This is a genomic window from Bradyrhizobium genosp. P, from assembly GCF_049949265.1.
Lineage (GTDB): Bacteria > Pseudomonadota > Alphaproteobacteria > Rhizobiales > Xanthobacteraceae > Bradyrhizobium.
Genome location: NZ_CP188195.1, coordinates 276,567 through 296,600 on the forward strand (window position 1 = coordinate 276,567; position 20,034 = coordinate 296,600).

Consider the following 20,034-nt stretch of genomic DNA (forward strand, 5'->3'; position numbering starts at 1 on the left):
TCGCCCGCTTCATTGGCGACCGGGCGGGTTTGCTTTCTCCGGCTGCGAGACCTGGCTTGAATCGCCCCGAGATGTAGGCCGGTTCCCGGGGCTAAGACGAAGAAATTGTTACCCCGCCTTGTTTCGGACCGATTCGAGGACATTTTTTAAGGAATTCAAGCTATTTCGCCTGTAATGGGCCGTGCTCTTGTGTTGCATTCACTGTTAGCATTTGGCATAGGTCTGCCGTTGTCGGCGAGCGATCGCCGCCATCTCGGATGCGGGTGTAGCTCAGTGGTAGAGCACGACCTTGCCAAGGTCGGGGTCGAGGGTTCGAGCCCCTTCGCCCGCTCCAGAGTTTCTCGCCAACCGAGCTGACAGTCTGATGAAGGCCCGCCATTTGATGCGGGCTTTTTGTTTTCGGGTCCATCCGCTTCGCTCCATCCGAACGTGCAACCCGCGTTGTTTCGGTGAGACATCGTCACTGCGCATCCGGCGCGGAGACAGTCAGGCGATCGCCGGCCTGCTCCGATCGCGCCGGTGATCGTCCTTGACTCGATTGCGTTGCCGAATGATCTGCCAGCGTCGCTGCCCTCGCGCGATGCGTGTGGCCTTTTGATTTCCGACGCGAAGATCGCGCGAACGTGTCAAGCGATAAAACCGCTCGCCTTACGCGAATATTGCGTTGCAGCGCGATTGCCTCTTTTGCTTGCACATTGCGCGCACGAAAATTTCTTCTCAAATTGTTTTGACTGCAGCGCACCACGATGCATGCGCTTCTCAGCGGCGTTGGATGTGCTACCATTTTGCCGTCTGACCAACCTCACAGACCGCCAACATTCATCTCTCAGGGCGTTCAAAATCAATAACAGATGCAGGCTGCAACGGCTTGCTTAGGGGAGTGACGCGATGAAATCGGCTTTCAATCGATCAATATTTGCGCTCGCAACAATTGCGCTCTTGGCGGGGACGACCTTCGCCGGTGCACAACAGGCGACGGACAAGAACCGTGCGCTGAAGAAATACGAATCCGGCAACAAGGAATTCTGGACCCATCCGCCGGATGACTGGTTCCTTGGCGACGAGACCGAAGCGCAGAAGGGGCTTGCGCCGCCGTCTGGCCCGCCGACCGGCGCCTCCGACGCCGAGCTCGCCACCATGATGAAGAAGATCAAGCTGCCGGCGGGCTTCAAGATCGAGGTCTATGCCTCGAACGTGCTCGCCGCACGCCAGATGGCGTGGGGCGACAAGGGCACCCTGTTCGTCGGCTCGTTCGGCCTCGGCAATGTCTATGCGATCAAGGACAACAACGGCAAGAAAGAGGTCAAGACCATCCTCAAGGGCCTGAACATGCCCACCGGCCTGGCCTTCAAGGACGGCGCGCTCTACGTTATCGCGGTCGACAAGCTGATCAGGTACGACAACGCCGAAGCCAATCTCGACAAGCTCGGCGAGGGCAAGGTGGTGTATGACGACATGCCGTCCTATGCCGCGCATGGCTGGAAGTACCTCGCCGCCGACAAGGACGGCTGGTTCTACATTCCGTTCGGCCCGCCCTTCAACATCGGCATCCCGCCGACCAGCGTGTCACAGATCCGCCGCGTCGATCCGAAGACCGGCAACGCCGAAATCGCGGCGCTCGGCGTCCGCAACTCGGTCGGCGGCGACGTCGATCCGCGCACCGGCAAGTACTGGTTCACGGAAAATGCCCGCGACTGGATCAGCGACGATCTGCCGAGCGACAAGCTCAACATGATCAGCCATCTCGGCGAGCACTTCGGCTATCCCTACTGCCATCAGGGCAACCTGCCGGACACCAAGTTCGCGATGGGTCACAAGTGTTCCGAGTTCACCCCGCCGGTCTACAATCTCGGCGCGCACGTGGCTCCGCTCGGCATGAAGTTCTATACCGGCAGCCAATTCCCGGCCGAGTACAAGAACAGCATCCTGATCGCCGAGCACGGCTCCTGGAACCGGCATAAGTACCAGGGCGGCCGCATCGTGCGCATCACCGCGAGCCCGGACGGCAAGAATGCCAAGCAGGAGATCTTCGCCGACGGCTGGATCGAGGGCGACCAGGGCTATCTCGGCCGTCCCGCCGACATCGTGCTCGACAAGGACGGCTCGATCCTCGTCGCCGACGACTGGGCCGGTGCGATCTATCGCATCAGCTACAAGAAGTAAGCGCTGAACGACCAAGGGGGCTGCGGTGGCCGAGAAGGCAGCCGCAGCCTCTGTTGCGACCACTCATGGAATCACCTCGTCATGCCCGGACTCGATCCGGGCATCCATCCAAATAGAGAAGACCATCTGCAAGCGAGATGGATTGCCGGGTCAAGCCCGGCAATGACGGTCGGAGAAAGTCAGCAATGCGAGTTCGAATTGCGTCGATCGGAATCCTGTCAGCGGCAATCCTGCTGACCTCGTTCGCCCATGCCGCCGATCCCGCCGGCGTCAAGGAGAAGGCCGAGGTGTGTTCCGGCTGTCACGGCGAGAACGGCATCTCGCAGACCGAGAACATCCCCTCGCTGGCCGGCCAGCTCGACCAGTACGTCCAGTGGCAGCTCGTGTTCTTCCGCGCCGGCGCGCGCAAGAACGAGCAGATGCAGCCGATCGTCGAGCAGATCACCAACGGGGACATTCGCGACCTCGGCGCCTATTTCGCCGCGCTGCCGCCGTTCAAGGGGACCAAGGACGACAATCCGGATCTGTCGGAGAAGGGCAAGCAGGCCGCCGCCGGGCGCCGCTGCGCCTCATGCCACACCGATACGTTTGCAGGTACCAAGGCGGTGGCCCGCATCGCCGGTCAGCGCGAGGAATATCTCGTCAAGGCGCTGCATGACTACAAGTCGGGCGTCCGCTCCGGCGGCGCCCAGGCCGCGATGGCCGATGTGGCTTATCCGCTCAGCGACGAAGAGATCACCGCGCTGGCGCATTATCTGTCGCATTTGTAGCCGCAAGAAGGCTGTCGTCCCTGCGAAAGCAGGGACCCATACGCCGCGGCCTTGCGATTTGAGGCGGTCGGGGTTGATGTCTTTTCAATACAATTGAAGCCGGTGGCTATGGGTCCCTGCTTTCGCAGGGACGACAGTGGTTATGTTGCGGCCGGTTGCGCTACGCCTGCCGCTGCTTCTCATACGCCTTGAGATGCGTATACGCGGTGCGCAGCTTCGGCACTGGAATCTTCGCGGCATCGGCGCGCACGATCAGGTCGCCGATCACGTGATCGGCCTCGACCGGCAGGCCGGCCTTGATGTCGCGGAACATCGAGGCCGTCATCGGCGAGCCCTCGGTGGTGAGCAGTCCGCGGGTGCGCTGGAAGAACGGGCCGCCGGGCATGTGGCCTGCGGCACCGGCGATCGCGCTGCATTCATCGAGGACGCTGAGCAGGAAATCCTTGCCGCCGGGCGCGGCCAGGATGTTGCCGACCGAGGTCCGCATGAGGCAGGTGGACGCGGCGAGCGAGGCCAGGAACACCCACTTCTCCCACATGTCTTGCATCACGTGATCGCTCGCGGCCGCGCCGTTGATGCAGGAGAAGGTTTCGGCGATCGCGCGCACCCGGTCCGAGGTCCCGCCCGCGCGTTCGCCGAAAGCGAGCGACTGCATCGGCTGCAGCTGCACCACTTCGCGTGCCTCGTTCAGTGTCGCCGCGATCGCGCAAAGCCCGCCGAGTACGTGCGCCGCGCCGAATTTCTTGTCGAGCGCATCGAGATGCAGCATGCCGTTGAGCAGCGGTATGATCGCGGTCTTGTCGCCGACCGCGGGCGCAAAGGACTTGATCGCATCCTCGAGATCGAACGCCTTGCAGCTCAACAGCACGACGTCGAACTTCTCCGAAAGCTTGTCAGCCTGCACGGTCGGCGGGTTCTTCAGCGTGACGTCGCCGTTCGGGCTCTTGATGACGAGGCCGGCCGATGCGAGCTCACCGGCGCGCTTCGGCCGCACCAAAAAGGTGACGTCGCGACCGGCTTCGAGCATCCGGCCGCCAAAGTAACCGCCGATTGCGCCGGCGCCGACCACGAGAACGCGCATGGGAATTTGTCCTTCTTTGTTGCTACCTGGGAAGTGGGCGAATGGCGAGTGATGAATAGATGGGGAGGGCGGGCTCGCTATTTGCTACCCGCTACTCACCATTCTCTCATCTCACTTTCCCGACACCAGCTCCTCGACCTCGCGCAGTTGTTCCTTGCCGAAGAAGATCTCGTTGCCGACGAAGAAGGTCGGCGAGCCGAACGCGCCGCGCTCCACGGCGGATTGCGTGTACTCGATCAGCTTGGCTTTGACGTCCGGCTCCTGCGCCCGGGCGAGCAGCTTTGCGCCGTCCAGTCCCGAGGTGGCGAGGGCTTTGGCGGCGACCTCAGGGTCGTCCATCTTCTTCGGCTCGACCCACATGTGATGGAAGGCGGCCTCGATGTATTTTTCGAACACGCCTTCGAGCTGGGCGGCAACCGCTGCGCGCATCAGGTTCAGCGTGTTGACCGGAAAGAACGGGTTCCAGACATAGGGCTTGACATTGAAGCGCTTGACGAAGCGCTCGGTCTCGATCTTCTGGAACTCCGGCTTGTTCTTGACGCCCGCCAGCGTCTCGGCCGGCGACTTGTTGTTGGTGGCCTTGAAGATGCCGCCGAGCAGGACCGGGACATATTCGAATTTGACGCCGGTGCGCTTCTCGATCGCCGGGATCGCCTCATGGCTGAGAAAGGCGTTCGGGCTGCCGAAATCGAACAGGAATTGCGGATTCTGGCTCACGGCAGTGTCTCTCCATTCGGCTCGCGTAGCATGGGCCTGCCGTCACAGGCGCCATTGGTAGAATATGATAATCATCATGTGAGCCGCGGCGCGTGATGTCAAATCAGACGCTTGATCGTTTGATTGCGCCATACCAGACCGTAATAGGCCATCTGCAACAGGAACATGGTTGCAAAGGTGACGGGGTAGGCGATCCAGACGCCCCGGATGCCGATGGCGCGGCTGAGCAGGATCGCCACCGGCACCTCGACCAGCGTGATCGCCACCATCGAGATGAACAGCGGCATCCACACCGTGCCGCTGGCGCGCATCGCCCCGGAAAACACCGTCGCCATGCCGAACAGCACGATACTCCACAGCACGATGTGCAGCAGCTGCTCCGCGAGCTGAAGCACTGCGCCGTCGACGATGAAGAAGCCCATCAGGGCGTGGGCGAACAGGTAGCCAAGCGCGACCAGTCCGCCTGTCAGCACGAGATTCATCTCGAGGCCGGTCCTGACGATGGCGCCGATCCGGCCGGAATCGCCGCGGCCGATCGCCTGCGCGCCGAAGATCGACACCGAGATCGCGATCGAGATCGCCGGAAACTGCACATAGCTGATCACCTGGTTGAGCGCGCCATAGGCGGCCGTGGCGTTGGAGCCGAAGCCGTTGACGAGGCCGAGCAACACCAGCTCGGCGAGTGAGATCACGACCATGCCGATCGCGGTCGGGATGCCGAGCCGCAGCACCGTTCGCAGCAGCGCAGCGTCGGGCCGCATCGCGCGCAGGAATGCGGCATCGAACGCGAGCGGATGCCGGCGCCGCAACATGTAAACATGCAGCCACAGCAGCGTCACCACGCCCGAAACCGCCGAGGCGACCGCCGCGCTTGCCACGCCCAGCATCGGCAGGCCGAGCCAGCCGCGGATCAGCGCCGGGGTCACCGCGAGGCCAACGACCGTCGAGACGGTCAGTGCGAACAGCGGCGTCACGGTGTCGCCGACGCCACGCATCATCGCCGCAAGCAGCAGGAACGCAAAGGTCACGGGCATCGCGATCATCATGATCCGTGCATAGGAATTGGCGGCGTCGAGGATGTCTGACGGCGTCGCGAGCGCGATCAAGAGCGGCCGGCTGAACAGGCCACCGAAGATCGCGATCGCCAGCGCCAGCAGCAGCGTCACGGTCATGGTCGTGCCGGCGACCGCCTTCACCCGGTCGGGCTCCCGGGCGCCCCAGGCTTGGCCGATCATGACCGAGGCGCCCGCGCTCAATCCGATGACGAAGGAGATGAAGAAGAACATCACCGGGAAGAACACGGATGCGGCGGCGAGCGCGTCGACCCCGATCATCTGGCCGAGATAAACGCCGTTGATGGTGCCGAACAATGATTGGAGGATGTTGCTCAGCAACATCGGCGCGAGGAAGAGCAGAAATGCCTTCCGGAGAGATGGGGTGTTCGACACGTTTGGCTTCCAAATTAGAAGCACGGTGATGTCAGGCGACAGTTTCGGCGACAGACTCACTGCACCTCTCCCGCTTGCGGGGGTCGAGACGAGCGAAGCTCGCTCTTAGGTCGCATCGCATCGAAGATGCGGTGCGGGTGGGGGCTTTCTCAAAGACAACGGTCCGACAAGCGGCGATACCCCCACCCCGGCCCTCCACCGCAAGCGGGTGAGGGGGCGCAGTTCATTCGCGGCAGCTCCTTCTTTTAGTCGTGCTGGGCACTAGTCCGCTTGATCGCTGTAGGCGAGCCGGACCGCATGGTCGCGGATGTCGGCGGGCCAGTCCGCGATCAATGTTGCAAAGCGCCGCCGGTCGTGCGCGAAGAGGGCGCGGATGGCGTCCTCGTAATGCGGCCGATTGCCGGCCATCGTCGTCATGAAGCGGTAGGCAGCGTCCTGGGCGAGGCGCGTGCGGTCCTTGTCGCCGCTCGAGCGTCGGGCTTCGTCGATCAGCTTGCGGATCGCGACCGATGCGCCGCCTTTCTGCTGCGCCAGCCAGTCCCAGTGCCGCGGCAGCAGCGTGATCTCGCGTGCGACGACGCCGAGCCTGGGTCGGCCGGGGCCGCGCGGCGCAGGAGGCGCGGGTTGCTCCTCCACCGGAATGGCCTGCTTCGGCAGGCGCGTCAGCACATCGTCGATGGCGCCGCGGAAATCGATCTCGACCAGCGCGGAGGTGCGCCCGTTGAACACCAGGATCGCCGCATCCTTGCGCTGGTCGAGCAATTGTTTGGCCGCCCGGGCGACGTCGCCGAGATCGCCGGCGGCGATGCGCCGCTCACCCTCGAACGCGACATAGGCTGGGTTCATTGCAGACCTCTCCGGTTGCTCGATATATTGCCGGGCCGCTTAGGGCCGCGACAGATCAGGGGACGCCAATGCTGACCGTTCATCATCTCAACAATTCCCGCTCGCAGCGCGTGCTGTGGCTGCTCGAGGAATTGGGCGTGCCTTACGAGATCGTCCGCTATCAGCGGCAGCCCGACATGCGCGCGCCGAAGGCGCTGCTTGCGATCCATCCGCTCGGCAAGTCGCCCGTGATCACCGACAACGGCAACACGGTCGCGGAATCCGGTGCGATCCTCGAATACGTCATCGGCACCTACGGCAATGGCCGCCTGATTCCACACGCTGATACGCCGGAGCGACTGCGCTACACCTATTGGCTGCACTATGCCGAAGGCTCGGCGATGACGCCGCTGCTTTTGAAGCTGTTGTTCACGCTGATGCCGAAGCGCGCGCCGGCGTTGCTGCGGCCGCTGGTGCGCAAGGTCTCCAATCAGGCATTGGCCACGCTGGTCAATCCGCAGATCAAGCAGCATATGGCCTATTGGGAGAGCGAGCTCGGCAAGAGCGAGTGGTTCGCCGGCAACGAGTTCAGCGGCGCCGACATCCAGATGAGCTTCCCGCTGGAGGCCGCCGCGGCGCGCGGCGGGCTCGAGGAGGGCCATCCGAAATGCCTCGCGTTCCTCGCGTGCATTCACGCGCGCCCGGCCTATGCGCGCGCGCTGGAGAAGGGCGGGCCGTACCAGGTCGGCCGATAACGTGTGAGTCATTGCGGCAGCTCGACCAGCGGAAGCAGCCGCGAGTCCGACAGTGCCGCCGTGCGATGCCCGATGCCGGCGAGATAGGCCTCCGCCACCGCGAAGGCGAGGAAGGCCCCTCGGCTCTTCTGCCGGATCAGCATCGCGCGGTCCCAGTGCTCGCCTTGCGGTCCGATCAGGAACGGGCCGCCTTCGCCCATGAACAAGACATCGCCGCCGCTCTTTCTCAGGAACGGCAGCGCGTGGGCGACATAGCGGTCGTAGGCCTCCGCGCCGGTGATCGGCTGTGGCGGAGCGAGCTCTGGGTTGGCCGAATAATCGGCGATCTCGCGAAAGCGCAGCAGATTGAGCATCACCAGCTCGCCCGCGATTCCGCGCTGGGCAAAGGCGCGCCCGGCGTCCCAGCTCGGCTCCAAATAGCAGGTGGTGTCCATATCAGGTCTTCCAATCGAATTGGTCTTCGATATCTTTTTTACCCGGATTTAATTGCTTTGTCAATAAGACCCGGATACAAATAAGCGATCGATCCGGAGGACCAACCATGAAGGCCGGCGCCAGGAAGCTTGCCATCGCCGATTACAAGAAGCGCCTGAGCGTCGCCGGCGTGTTCGCGATCCGCTGCCGTGCGACCGGCGGTATCTGGGTTGGGCAGGCGCTCGATCTCGAGAAAATCCAGAACCGCATCTGGTTTACGCTCCGCATGGGCGATCATCGGAATGCGGAGCTGCAGCGGGCCTGGTCGACCCACGGCGAGGCGGCCTTCTCTCTCGAAACGCTTGAACGCATCGAGGATGAGGAATTGGCCTATGTGCGCGATACGCTGCTCAAGGAGCGCGTGCAGCACTGGCGCACGCAGATGAACGCCTTTGCGGTTTAACGCGACGTCTGCGCGCCGCCGATCGACGGTAGCGCCTGCACCGTGACGCCGGGTGGCGGCACATCGTCATCAGGCACGAAGAAATCGGACATCAGCGGCACCGAGCGGTCGACGCGATAGCGCTCGAAGTCGCGCTCGCCATTGGCGTAGAGCACCTTGTCGTCGATGCAGAAATGGCTAGTGAAGTCGCGCGAAGGCCGGGTGACGATCGCGTAGGCCGCATCGGCCATGATCTCGGGCGTGCGGCTCGCGCGCATCATGGCATCGCCGCCGAGTAAATTGCCGACCGCGGCGGTCGCGATGGTGGTGCGCGGCCATAGCGCATTGACGGCGACGCCGGCGGATCTCAGCTCGCCGGCAAGCCCGAGCACGCACATGCTCATGCCGAACTTTGCCATCGTGTAGGCGGTCGAATGCTCGAACCACTTCGCCTTCATGTCGAGCGGCGGCGACAGCATCAGGATGTGCGGATTTGGCGCCTTCTTCAGATGCGGGATGCAGTATTTCGACACCATGAAAGTGCCGCGGGTATTAATGCCCATCATCAGGTCGTACCGCTTCATGTCGGTCGCCTGCGAATTGGTCAGGCTGATGGCGCTGGCGTTGTTGACGCAGATGTCGATGCCGCCGAACTCGGCGACGGCCTGGTCGATCGCCGCCATCACCTGCGCCTCATCCCTGATATCGCAGATCACAGGCAGCGCCTGGCCGCCGGCGGCCCGGACCTCGTCAGCCGCGGTGTAGATCGTGCCCTTCAGCTTCGGATGCGGCTCGGCGGTCTTCGCCGCGATCGCGACATTGGCGCCGTCGCGCGCGGCACGAAGCGCAATCGCAAGCCCAATGCCGCGGCTTGCACCCGAGATGAACAGCGTCTTGCCTTTGAGGGATGTCATGGGACAACTCCGTTATGGACGCGCGACTGTCAGGCTCCTCTCCCCGCCGGTCCGCCGAAGCCTTGGCGAAGGCGGATGAGGGAGAGGCAAAGGAGAGCAAGTGGCCTGGCCATCGGCTCTAACCATCCGCATGCAGCACGCGCCCGCGTGTTTCCGGCAGCGCGTAGGCGGCGAGGAAGAATACGCCATAGGCCGCCACGGCAAAGATCGCGATCGCGTTCGCAAGCGTGGTCGTTGTCGAGAGCGCGCCGACCAGATACGGGAACAGCGCGCCGACGCCGCGGCCGAAATTGTAGCAAAAGCCCTGGCCGGAGCCGCGCAGCCGCGTCGGATAGAGCTCGGTCAGGAACGCGCCCATGCCGGAGAAGTAGCCCGAGGCGAAGAAGCCGAGCGGGAAGCCCAGCACCCACAATACTTCATTGGAGAGCGGCAGCTGGGTGTACAGCAGCACGATGGCGATGGCGCCGAGCGAGAAGATCAGGAACAGATTGCGCCGGCCGATGCGGTCGGCGAGCCAGGCCCCGACCAGATAGCCGATGAAGGAGCCGATGATCAGCGTCGCCAGATAGCCGGTCGAGCCGACGACTGACAGCTTGCGCTCCGTGGTCAGGAAGCGCGGCACCCAAAAGGTGACGGCGTAATAGCCGCCCTGCATGCCGGTGCCGACCAGCGACGCCAAAAGCGTCGTCTTCAGGATCGGCCCCTGAAAGATCTCCCACAGCCCGGCGGGCCCAGTGCCGGATGCCCGCTGCTGCGCCAATGTCGCGGCCGAGATCTCCGGCTCGGTGACGTAGCGGCGCAGATAGAACACCATGAGCGCCGGCAGCGCGCCGATCACGAACATCCAGCGCCACGCGCTCTCCGCCGGCATGACCGAAAACAGGATCGCCTGCGCCAGCACCGCCAGCCCCCAGCCGATCGCCCATCCCGATTGCACCGAGCCGACCGCGCGTCCACGATATTGCGGCCGGATCGCCTCGCCGATCAGCACCGCCCCGGCCGCCCATTCGCCGCCGAAGCCGAGGCCCAGCAGGGCGCGGGCGATCAGCAACTGGTCGAAGTTCTGCACCACGGCGCAGACTAGCGAAAACACCGAGAACCAGATGATGGTGAATTGCAGCGTCTTCACCCGCCCGATGCGGTCGGCGAGATAGCCGCCGAGCCAGCCGCCGACGGCCGATGCCAGCAGCGTCACGGTGCCCGCGAGCCCTGCGGTGCCGGGGTCGACCTTCCACAGCGTGATGATGGTGCCGATGACCAGCGGATAGATCATGAAGTCCATGCCGTCGAGCGTCCAACCCGACGCGCAGGCCCAGAACGTGCGCCGCTCCGGCAGATTCATGTCGCGATAGAAGGCGAGGAGGCTGGTGTCCTCGATCTCGGCGACCTCGATCGGCTTGGATTCGGCCGTGCTCATGCGTATCCCCCGGGAAGAACACCGGCTTGTTGAACCACGCGGCCGGCTTGCGCGCCGAGAGCAATCTAGCGCGATGCCGTAGGGTGGGCAAAGGTGCACTTGCGCCGTGCCCACCGTCGAGTGCTGTGCTCATCATGGTGGGCACGCTGTCGCTTTGCCCACCCTACGATTCCGCGTCTATTGCCCCGCGGCTTCCGATCCGCGGGTGCGCGGATCGGGCGCGCCGAGCAGGCCGTTGGGCGTGACCGCAATCGAATTGGCCGAGGAATAGCCGAGCGGCTCGACCAGCGTGTGTCCTTTGGCTTTCAATCCGGCGAGCACATCGTCGGGAAAGCCGCGCTCGATCCGGACCTTGTCGGGCAGCCATTGGTGATGCACGCGCGGCGCGGCCACGGCGGCGGCGATATCCATCTTGTAGTCGATGACGTCGACGATCACCTGCGTCACCGCCGAGATGATGCGGCTGCCGCCCGGCGTGCCCGTCACCAGCACCGGCTTGCCGTCCTTCAGCACGATGGTCGGTGCCATCGACGACAGCGGCCGCTTGCCGGGTCCCGGCAGATTGGCTTCGAAGCCCACCAGGCCGAAGGCGTTGGAGGCGCCCGGCGCGGCGGTGAAATCGTCGAGCTCGTTGTTGAGCAGCACGCCGGTGCCGTCGGCGACGAGGCCGACGCCATAGGGGAAATTGAGCGTATAGGTGCTACTCACGGCGTTGCCCCTGGAATCGACGACCGAATAGTGTGTGGTGTTGCTGCCTTCGTGCGGCGGCTTCGCATTCTGGATGTCGGTCCAGGGCGTGGCGCGGGTGAGATCGATGGTCGCGCGCTGCTTGGCGGCGTAATCTTTCGAGATCAGCAATTGCGTCGGCGCGTCGACGAAGGAGGGATCGCCAAGATAGCGCGCGCGATCGGCATAGGCGCGTTTCATCGCCTCGATCATCACATGCAGCGAATCCGCCGAGCCCTGCTTCATGTCGGACATCGGAAAGCCTTCGAGGATGTTCAGGATCTCCAGCAGCACGATGCCGCCGGAGGAGGGCTGCGGCATCGAGACGACGTCATAGCCGCGATAGGTGCCGCGCACGGGTGTACGGATGACCGCCTGATAGGATTTCAGATCGTCGAGGCTGATGATGCCGCCGGCCGCGGTGATGCCTTGGACGAGCTTCCCGGCGACCGCGCCGTCATAGAAGCCGCGCGGGCCCTGTTCAGAAATCGCCGTCAGCGTCGCGGCGAGATCGGCCTGGATCAGGCGGTCGCCCTCATGCAGCGGCGTGCCGTCGGCATGGGAAAACGTCTTTGCCGAATTCGGCCAGCGTGACATCCGGCGATACATGTCCGCCAGCGTATCGGATGTGTCGTCGGTAACAACGAAGCCGTCGCGCGCCAGGTCGATCGCAGGTTTCAGGATCTGCGCCAGCGTGAAATGGCCGGAGCCGTATTTCTCCAGCGCGAGCGCGAGGCCGGCGACGGTGCCGGGTATGCCGATGCCGAACGCCGAGTTGCGTGACTTGTTGGGATCCGGCTTGCCGTCGGCGCCGAGGAACATGTCGCGGGTCGCCGCTTGCGGTGCGGTCTCGCGATAGTCGATCGCGACGTCTTGATTGTGCTCAGTAAGGTGAACCACCATGAAGCCGCCGCCGCCGATATTACCGGCGCGCGGATAGGTCACCGCCATCGCAAAGCCGGTCGCGACCGCGGCATCGACCGCGTTGCCGCCCTGCCGCAGGATGTCGGCGCCGATCTGTGCCGCAAGCTTTTCCTGCGCCACCACCATGCCGTGTTCGGCGGGAACGCTATGAACCGCATCGGCGGGCGGCGGTGTGTAGAAGTGGCGTTGGTCCTGGCCAAACGCGGGGGCACAGAGACCGATCACCAGAAGCGCGGCAAACAGCCGTCGCGACATCGTTGCTGTCAGCGCCGTCGAGATCGCCATCGAGATCGCCATCGAGATTCCTGCCCTGTTCATCGCCGATGTGACATTCGCAGAACCGGCCCATGCTATATGGGAACGAGTTGGAGAGGCAAAACGCCTGTTCGTGATTCGACCTGAGGAATATTTTTGGCGATGACGGCGACGGTACAGACGGGCACTGATGCCGTGAAAACCTATCCTGGCCGTGCTGCCGTCATCGGCTGGATCTTCTTCGACTGGGCCGCGCAGCCTTATTTCACGCTGATCACGACCTTCGTCTTCGCGCCCTATTTTGCGAGCTTCGTCGCACCGGATCCGGCGAGCGGCCAGGCGCTGTGGGGTTTTGCTACGGCCGCGGCGGGACTCGCGATCGCGCTGCTGTCGCCGTTGCTGGGCGCAATCGCCGATGCCAGCGGCCGGCGCAAGCCGTGGATCGCAGGCTTTGGCGCGCTGCTCGTCATCGGTGCGAGCGCGATGTGGATCGGCAAGCCCGGTGATCCCGCAATCATCCCGGTGTTGCTGCTCGCCTATGCCATCGCGAGCGTCGGCGTCGAATTCGCCACCGTCTTCAACAATGCGATGATGCCCACATTGGTCCCGTCTGAGCGGATCGGGCGCCTGTCAGGTACCGGCTGGGCCACCGGCTATGTCGGCGGCATCTTGAGCCTCGTGCTGGTGCTCGGCTTCCTCGCCGCCAATGCCGAGACCGGCCACACCCTGTTCGGATTCACGCCGCTGTTCGGTCTCGATCCCGTCACGCATGCGGGCGATCGCATCACCGGGCCGCTGACCGGAGTGTGGTTCATCATCTTCGTGGCGCCGATGTTCCTGTTCACGCCGGATTATCCGGCCAAGCATCGGTTGAGCGCCGCGCTCGGCGAAGGCCTGCGCGGGCTCCGGCGATCGCTCACGGAGCTGCCGAAGCAGAAATCGCTGGCGTGGTTTCTGCTCGCGAACATGATCTACACCGACGGACTGGTGTCGCTGTTTGCCTTCGGCGGCATCTATGCCGCCGGCACGTTCGGCTGGGATACCATCCGGATCGGCACGTTCGGCATCATCCTGGCGATTGCCGGCACGTTCGGCGGGTGGCTCGGCGGCAAGCTCGACGATGCGTTCGGACCGAAACGCGTGATCACCGGCAGCCTCGTGATCCTGCTGTTTGCGATTATCGGGATCCTCACCGTGAACAAGGATTCGATCCTGTTCGTCCCGGTCGCGCCGCCCGTGCCGGACGGTCCGCTGTTCGCAGCCGCGGCCGAGCGCGCCTACCTCGTGCTGGGCTGCCTGATCGGCGCCACCGGCGCGCCGCTGCAGGCCGCCTCGCGGACGCTCCTGATTCGCCTCGCACCGCAGGACCGCATCGCGCAGTACTTTGGGCTGTTTGCGCTGACCGGAAAGGTGACGTCGTTCATCGGCCCGCTCCTGATCGGCGCGATCACAGCCGCGACCGCGAGCCAGAAGGCCGGCATGGCGGTGCTGGTGGTGTTTTTTGTGGCGGGACTAGCGTTGCTCGCGCGAGTGCGGGAGTAAAACTCGCGTCGTCCCGGCGAAGGCCGGGACCCATATGTGGACGGCCCCCGTGGCACAAGAGCTTTTTGAGCGGATCGGATCGCTTGCATCCATATGTCCGGCCTTTTGAGTGCGATCGGATGGATCGCTGGCCAAGATGGTTTGCGCGATGCGAGTTCCAAACAACCACGCGGCCTGTTGACGGCCGATGGGTCCCACGGACTGTCTCGCATCGTTGCTCGATCGATCGCTCCATCTGCTCCTGCAGCTCCGGGTCGGCTGACGAGCGAGCCCGCCAGCCGGCCAATCTGTTAGACGGCGACTGCCGCGGTGGCATTGATCCGTGCGGCGTCATAACTCTCGCCGGTCGCCATCAGCTTCCAGGCGATGCGGGCCACCTTGTTGGCGAGCGCCACGGCGGCAAGCTTCGGTGGCTTGCGCTTGATCAGGGCCAGCAGCCAGCGCGAGTGATGGCCGCGCCCGCGTCTGGCCTGCTGGATGACCGCCGTTGCCCCGATCACCAGCAGGCGGCGCAGGTCCTCGTCGCCCGCCCGCGTGATCTTGCCAAGCCTGGTTTTGCCGGCGGTGGAGTGATCCTGGGGGGTGAGGCCGAGCCAGGCTGCGAAGTGACGGCCGGAGCGGAAAGCATGGGGATCGGGTGTCTTCATCACGAGCGTCGTTGCAACGATCGGCCCGACAGAAGGGATCTGCGCCAGACGCCGGCCCACGGCGTCGGAGCGGTGCCAGGCCATCAATCTGGCTTCGATCTCCTGCAGCTCGCCCACGAGTCTGGTGTAGTCGCGGCCCAGCACCGTAAACAGCTCGCGTGCCAGGGCAGGAAGCGTCTCGTCCTGCGCAATCCGCGCCAGCAGCGGCTCGATCTTGTCGGTCCCTTGGGCCCCGATCAGGCCAAACTCCGCCGCATGGCCGCGGATCATATTGCCGAGCTGGGTGCGCCGGGCGATCAATCCAGCGCGGACACCCGTCAGCATCAGCGCGGCCTGCTGCTCGACCGTCTTGACCGGCACGAACCGCATGCTCGGCCGGCTCATCGCTTCACACAGCGCCTCCGCATCCCGACCGTCGTTCTTGTTCCGCGACACATAGGGCTTCACCAATTGCGGCGCCATCAACTTCACCTCGTGGCCCAGCTTGCGAAGCTCCCGTGCCCAATGGTGCGAGGCCCCGCAGGCCTCCATCCCGATCACGGTCGGCGGCAACTTGGCGAAGAACTCCAGCACCTGCTTGCGCGCAAGCTTCTTGCGCAACACAGGCTGTTCCGCCGCATCAACCCCATGCAGCACAAAAATATACTTCGACGTATCCATTCCAATGCGGATAATCTCTCTCACGGACGGCTCCCTTGTCTGAGATTTGCAACAACCTCATTCTGGCACACTGATGCCGTAGGGGGCCGTCCACACCATCAACCGCGTGATCTATCAAAGGCGCGCCGGGGTGAGTTGTGTCTCACCAACCGAAGCCGGTGGTTATGGGTCCCTGCTTTCGCAGGGACGACAAGAATCAATGCCGGAAATGCCGGACGCCGGTGAACACCATGGCGATGCCGTGCTCGTCGGCGGCCTTGATCACCTCGTCGTCGCGCATCGAGCCGCCGGGCTGGATCACCGCGGTGGCGCCGGCCTCGATGCAGGCGAGCATGCCGTCGGCGAACGGGAAGAACGCGTCTGAGGCGACCACCGAACCTTTGGTCAAGGGCTCCGCGAGCTTCAACTCGGCCGCAGCATCCAGCGCCTTGCGCGCGGCGATGCGGGCCGAATCGACCCGGCTCATCTGACCCGCGCCGATGCCGACTGTGGCGAGATCCTTGGCATAGACGATGGTGTTCGACTTGACGTGCTTGGCGACGCGGAACGCGAATTTGAGATCGCGCAGCTCGGCCTCAGTCGGCGCGCGCTTGGTCGCAACCTTGATGTCCATGTCCTCGACCACGGCATTGTCGCGGCTCTGCACCAGCATGCCGCCGGCGACAGTTTTTGCGGTGAGACCGGCCGCGCGCGGATCGGGCAAGCCGCCGGCGAGCAGGAGACGCAGATTGCGCCGGCCTGCGATGATTGCGATCGCCTCGTCGGTGGCGTCGGGCGCGATGATCACCTCGGTGAAGATGCCGATGATGGCGCGCGCGGCCTCCGCATCGAGCGTGCGGTTGACGGCGATGATGCCGCCATACGCTGATGTGGAATCGCAGGCGAGCGCGCTGCGATAGGCGGTGGCGAGATCGGCCCCTTCGGCAACGCCGCAGGGGTTGGCGTGCTTGACGATGACGCAGGCCGCGGTGCGCTTCGGGTCGAACTCGCCGACGCATTCATAGGCCGCGTCAGTGTCGTTGATGTTGTTGTAGGACAATTCCTTGCCCTGCAACTGCCGTGCGGTGGCGACACCCGGACGCCTCGAGGGGGTGGCGTAGAACGCCGCAGTCTGGTGTGGGTTCTCGCCATAGCGCAGCGACTGGATCAGTTTGCCGCCGAAGGCGCGGAAGTCCGGCGCCTTGGTGTCGAGCTGCACGGCAAACCAGTTCGAAATCGCCGCGTCGTAGGCCGCGGTGCGCGCGTAAGCCTTGGCGGCGAGCCGCCGGCGCAGGCCAAGCGAGGTCGCGCCCTTGTGCGCGGCGAGTTCGTCGAGCACCGCAGAATAATCCTGCGCCTCGACCACGACCGCAACGTCGTCATGGTTCTTGGCCGCGGCGCGGATCATCGCAGGACCGCCGATGTCGATGTTCTCGATGCATTCCTCGAAGCCGGCGCCTTTGTCGACGGTCGCCTCGAACGGATAGAGATTGACGACCAGGAGATCGATCGGCGCGATGCCGTGCGAGGCCATCGCCGCCGCGTGCTCCTTGTTGTCGCGGATCGCGAGCAGGCCGCCATGAACCTTGGGATGCAGCGTCTTGACCCGGCCGTCCATCATCTCGGGGAAGCCGGTGAGCTCGGAGACGTCCTTGACCTTCAATCCCGCCGCCGCGATTGCCTTGGCCGTGCCGCCGGTTGAGACCAACTCGACGCCGTGGTCGGAAAGTGCCTTCGCGAAGTCGATCAGTCCGGTCTTGTCGGAAACGGACAACAGAGCGCGGGTCACGCGGCGAAGCTGTTCGGTCATATCGGAAATCCCTGGCTGTTAAGGCAGCCGGGTAGCATGGTTTGGCGCCGCACGAAACCGGTTCGCGACCACGGTTCCCCGGAAATCGCGGGTGATCTGACCTAAATTTCCGGGCGCTATGCGTCAGGCGGCCTTGATGGTCGGAATGCGACTGACGTCTTCGGTCTGCTCCGCATGCCAAGTATCGTAGGCGGCCTGCATCCTTGTCCAGATTCCTGCACCGTCGCCAAACAGCTTGCCGAGGCGTACTGCGGTAGCCGGGGAGACCGGCTTGCGCTCTCGCAGGATGTCGTAGAGATGCTGGCGGGAAATCCCGAGCAACTCGGCGATTTCCGCCTTGGCCCGGCCGGTGGCCGGAATGATGTCGTCGCGAAGCAGTGCGCCGGGATGAGTAGGGCAGCGATTTTTGCTGCGCTTGGCCGCATAGACCATATTCTGTTCCTTCAGTGATACTGTTCGAAAATCGATCCGGCAGGCGTCGCGGTCCTCGAATTCGAAGGTGAGACACCACGGTCCATTGACGTGGACGGAATACCGCTTGGGATTGAAGCCGTGCAAGGCGTGAAAATCAAACCCCGGGATGTTCATCTCTTCACCTCTGATCGCTACGTCGAGACGATCCAGTCTTGCGAAAATGCGCTTGTGCATTTTCGCGTCGATCTTCGAGTTCCGACCCTTCTCCCATAACTCCGCAAGCGCTTTGCTTTTGAAGGTTCGGATCATGGGCAGAATGTAAGCAAATAGCTTACATTAGTCAAGAGACCAGGCCGGGTCCGGCTGCCGCTACAACGGCAGTTCCGGCTCGCGGCGGGCGTTGCGGCGGGCGTTGGTGGCGGTGGCCGAGGTCGAGGAGCGGACGAAGCTCCAGCGCAACGATGAGGCCTGTCGCGCGTCCTGGCGGATCACGATCTGCGAGGTCCGGCGCGGACCGTCATTGCCGGCCAGGAACACGCTGTCTTCCAGATCGACCTTGTCGTCGAGCGCCTCGAAGGTCCAGACGTCGCGGTTGGGCAGCACCAGCATCACGCCGCGCGCGTCCGACAGGCGGCTCGCCTTTACCGACGGATGCAAATGAAAGCGAAGCGCAAAGTCGGATTCGCCCTTGATCCGGCCGCCCGGCGCCGGCGACAGCGAGTCCTCGCCTTCCAGGCGCGTGCCGTCGTGGGAGACCAGCAGCACGCGGCGATGGATCACACCGAAGCGCGCGAGATAGCCGTCATGCGAGGTGGTGAGCATGTCGCCGTCGGCGGCAGCCTCGCGGTAGTATTCGACATTGCCAGGGCCGCTGGTGATCGGCGCACCGCGCAGCAGCCGTTTCATCGCCGACAGCTCGACGAACTGGCACGACGATGCCTCGTGATAGGTCAGCGTAGAATGCGCTGCGGTGGAGCGCGCGAACGGCCGCCAATTGTCGCGTCCGGTGGACGGCATGCCGCAGTTGACCACGATGCGGCTCACCCCGGAGGAGAATTCGAACGACAGGCAGCCGGCATGCGCGTCCTGGCTGACGCTTGCCGGCGGCGGCGCCCCGGTGTCGATGATCACGGTCGCGGCAGCCGCGTCGAGCCGCTGGAAGCCGGTGTGCGGCATGCTCGCCATCGGCACGCCGTGGGTGTCGTCATAGGCGAGCAATGTCGCGACGAGATCGGATGGCGCGGTGCTCATGCCGTTGAACAGCGCGAAGCTGCCGTCACCGTGGCGGAAGAAGCGCATCATCGGCATCATGCGGTCGATCGCGTTCAGCAGCGCCGGCGGCGGCGCGATGTTGCGCGCGGCGAAGGTCTGCCGCAGCGGCAAGAGATCGCTGAGCAGCTCGACCAGCGCGCCGGGATTGCGCGAGATGTGGCCGCCATCGGGCAGGATCTGGCGCTGTAGTTCGTCGGAGAGTTTTCGCGAGGCGGCGCGGATGTTGCGTGCCTGGTTGGCGAGGCAGAGCGAGGCGTAGCACAGCGCGATCATCACCTGCAGCCGCGGAACGCCGTCATTGTCGAGCGTCGAGTAGCGCAGATAGCGGATCTCGCGCGCCAGCCCGCGCAGATATTTGCGGTAGAACTTTCCGTCGGTGTCGCCGAGCACCAGCGGCGCCTGCGACAACAGCGAGATCACGCGCCGCGCGCGCACATCGGCGCGGCGTTCCAACGGCCGCCGGCGCGCCTGGTTGGAGATCCAGTCGTCGACCAGCGAGCGGGCATTGGCGCGGGTCAACGCGGTGTCGGCGGCGCGCAAATGGCGCAGCCAGCCGAAGCCGAGCAGGGCTGCTTCCCAATCTTCCGATGGCGGCTCGAGATCGAAGATCGAACGCCCGTGGCAGGTGACGATCTTGCCCGCGAACACGAATCGGCCGGCATAGATTTCGGCGGCGCGGGTGGCGTCCGCGGTCCTGAGGTCGTGCGGGGCGATGATCAGCCGGTCGGTCCGGCCCGGCCACAGCCGCGACAGCGCAATGCCGCCGCCGCTGGCGCGCGCGATCACGCTGCGCGCGAAGCGGCCAGCAATCAGCGTCGAGATGCGTCTGCTTTGAGCGACCGACACGCCTAACCTTGTG

17 protein-coding genes, 1 tRNA gene and 1 pseudogene are annotated in these 20,034 nt (G+C 64.3%); 6 read left to right on the top strand and 13 right to left on the bottom strand.

Annotated features, from left to right (window positions below; all coding sequences use genetic code 11):
- Positions 1–259: 259 nt before the first annotated feature.
- The 3 genes from ACP2YO_RS01375 (at position 260) to ACP2YO_RS01385 (ending at position 2,933) form a co-directional block, all read left to right on the top strand.
- Positions 260–334, top strand: a tRNA-Gly gene (locus tag ACP2YO_RS01375).
- Between the two features lie 554 nt (positions 335–888).
- The gene (locus tag ACP2YO_RS01380; protein WP_426438349.1) at positions 889–2,163 is read left to right on the top strand and encodes a PQQ-dependent sugar dehydrogenase; all 1,275 of its coding nucleotides are present in this window, start codon (positions 889–891) and stop codon (positions 2,161–2,163) included.
- Between the two features lie 185 nt (positions 2,164–2,348).
- Positions 2,349–2,933, top strand: coding sequence for a c-type cytochrome (locus tag ACP2YO_RS01385; protein ID WP_426438351.1), 585 nt, complete (start codon positions 2,349–2,351; stop codon positions 2,931–2,933).
- A 160-nt stretch (positions 2,934–3,093) separates the two neighbouring features.
- On the opposite strand, the gene panE is transcribed toward ACP2YO_RS01385, so the two are convergent.
- From panE to ACP2YO_RS01405, 4 genes are all read right to left on the bottom strand, one after another.
- Complete coding sequence (panE, locus tag ACP2YO_RS01390) at positions 3,094–4,014, bottom strand: 2-dehydropantoate 2-reductase (RefSeq protein ID WP_426438353.1); 921 nt, start codon at positions 4,012–4,014, stop codon at positions 3,094–3,096.
- Between the two features lie 111 nt (positions 4,015–4,125).
- Positions 4,126–4,731 carry a 2-hydroxychromene-2-carboxylate isomerase gene (locus ACP2YO_RS01395; RefSeq protein ID WP_426438355.1) on the bottom strand — a complete coding sequence of 202 codons (606 nt, stop codon included), beginning with the start codon at positions 4,729–4,731 and terminating at the stop codon, positions 4,126–4,128.
- A 98-nt stretch (positions 4,732–4,829) separates the two neighbouring features.
- Positions 4,830–6,128: an MATE family efflux transporter gene (locus ACP2YO_RS01400; RefSeq protein WP_426443511.1), complete on the bottom strand. Its 1,299-nt coding sequence runs from the start codon at positions 6,126–6,128 to the stop codon at positions 4,830–4,832.
- A gap of 312 nt (positions 6,129–6,440) precedes the next feature.
- Positions 6,441–7,025 carry a DUF2239 family protein gene (locus ACP2YO_RS01405; protein ID WP_426438357.1) on the bottom strand — a complete coding sequence of 195 codons (585 nt, stop codon included), beginning with the start codon at positions 7,023–7,025 and terminating at the stop codon, positions 6,441–6,443.
- A 68-nt stretch (positions 7,026–7,093) separates the two neighbouring features.
- On the opposite strand from ACP2YO_RS01405, the gene ACP2YO_RS01410 reads away from it, so the two are divergent.
- Positions 7,094–7,759, top strand: a complete 666-nt coding sequence (locus tag ACP2YO_RS01410; RefSeq protein WP_426438359.1) for a glutathione S-transferase family protein — start codon at positions 7,094–7,096, stop codon at positions 7,757–7,759.
- An 8-nt stretch (positions 7,760–7,767) separates the two neighbouring features.
- Here the strand turns inward: ACP2YO_RS01410 and ACP2YO_RS01415 are convergent, their stop codons facing one another.
- Positions 7,768–8,193 (bottom strand): DUF1330 domain-containing protein, encoded by a 426-nt coding sequence (locus ACP2YO_RS01415; RefSeq protein ID WP_426438361.1) that lies wholly within the window; start codon positions 8,191–8,193, stop codon positions 7,768–7,770.
- 107 nt (positions 8,194–8,300) lie between these two features.
- Here ACP2YO_RS01415 and ACP2YO_RS01420 point away from each other — a divergent pair, with 107 nt between their 5' ends.
- A complete protein-coding gene (locus ACP2YO_RS01420) occupies positions 8,301–8,636 on the top strand; it encodes a GIY-YIG nuclease family protein (RefSeq protein WP_426438363.1) in 336 nt (111 codons plus the stop codon).
- Here ACP2YO_RS01420 and ACP2YO_RS01425 read toward each other — a convergent pair.
- The 3 genes from ACP2YO_RS01425 to ggt form a co-directional block, all read right to left on the bottom strand.
- The gene (locus ACP2YO_RS01425) at positions 8,633–9,529 is read right to left on the bottom strand and encodes an SDR family oxidoreductase (RefSeq protein WP_426438365.1); all 897 of its coding nucleotides are present in this window, start codon (positions 9,527–9,529) and stop codon (positions 8,633–8,635) included. The two genes, ACP2YO_RS01420 and ACP2YO_RS01425, sit on opposite strands and share 4 nt — an antisense overlap.
- Positions 9,530–9,647: 118 nt before the next feature.
- Complete coding sequence (locus ACP2YO_RS01430) at positions 9,648–10,946, bottom strand: MFS transporter (protein ID WP_426438367.1); 1,299 nt, start codon at positions 10,944–10,946, stop codon at positions 9,648–9,650.
- Positions 10,947–11,123: 177 nt separating this feature from the next.
- Positions 11,124–12,851: a gamma-glutamyltransferase gene (gene ggt, locus ACP2YO_RS01435; protein WP_426443512.1), complete on the bottom strand. Its 1,728-nt coding sequence runs from the start codon at positions 12,849–12,851 to the stop codon at positions 11,124–11,126.
- 162 nt (positions 12,852–13,013) lie between these two features.
- On the opposite strand from ggt, the gene ACP2YO_RS01440 reads away from it, so the two are divergent.
- A complete protein-coding gene (locus ACP2YO_RS01440) occupies positions 13,014–14,393 on the top strand; it encodes an MFS transporter (protein WP_426438369.1) in 1,380 nt (459 codons plus the stop codon).
- Between the two features lie 290 nt (positions 14,394–14,683).
- Here ACP2YO_RS01440 and ACP2YO_RS01445 read toward each other — a convergent pair whose 3' ends face one another.
- From ACP2YO_RS01445 to ACP2YO_RS01465, 5 genes and pseudogenes are all read right to left on the bottom strand, one after another.
- Positions 14,684–15,724 (bottom strand): IS110 family transposase, encoded by a 1,041-nt coding sequence (locus ACP2YO_RS01445; RefSeq protein ID WP_426434447.1) that lies wholly within the window; start codon positions 15,722–15,724, stop codon positions 14,684–14,686.
- Between the two features lie 172 nt (positions 15,725–15,896).
- Positions 15,897–17,489, bottom strand: coding sequence for a bifunctional phosphoribosylaminoimidazolecarboxamide formyltransferase/IMP cyclohydrolase (gene purH / locus ACP2YO_RS01450; RefSeq protein WP_426438371.1), 1,593 nt, complete (start codon positions 17,487–17,489; stop codon positions 15,897–15,899).
- A gap of 123 nt (positions 17,490–17,612) precedes the next feature.
- Entirely contained in the window at positions 17,613–17,921 is a 309-nt protein-coding gene (locus ACP2YO_RS01455; RefSeq protein WP_426438373.1) for a HigA family addiction module antitoxin, read from the bottom strand.
- Between the two features lie 11 nt (positions 17,922–17,932).
- Positions 17,933–18,212 (bottom strand): annotated as a pseudogene (locus ACP2YO_RS01460) (type II toxin-antitoxin system RelE/ParE family toxin).
- A gap of 60 nt (positions 18,213–18,272) precedes the next feature.
- Positions 18,273–20,021, bottom strand: a complete 1,749-nt coding sequence (locus ACP2YO_RS01465) for a heparinase II/III family protein (RefSeq protein WP_426438375.1) — start codon at positions 20,019–20,021, stop codon at positions 18,273–18,275.
- Positions 20,022–20,034: the final 13 nt, after the last annotated feature.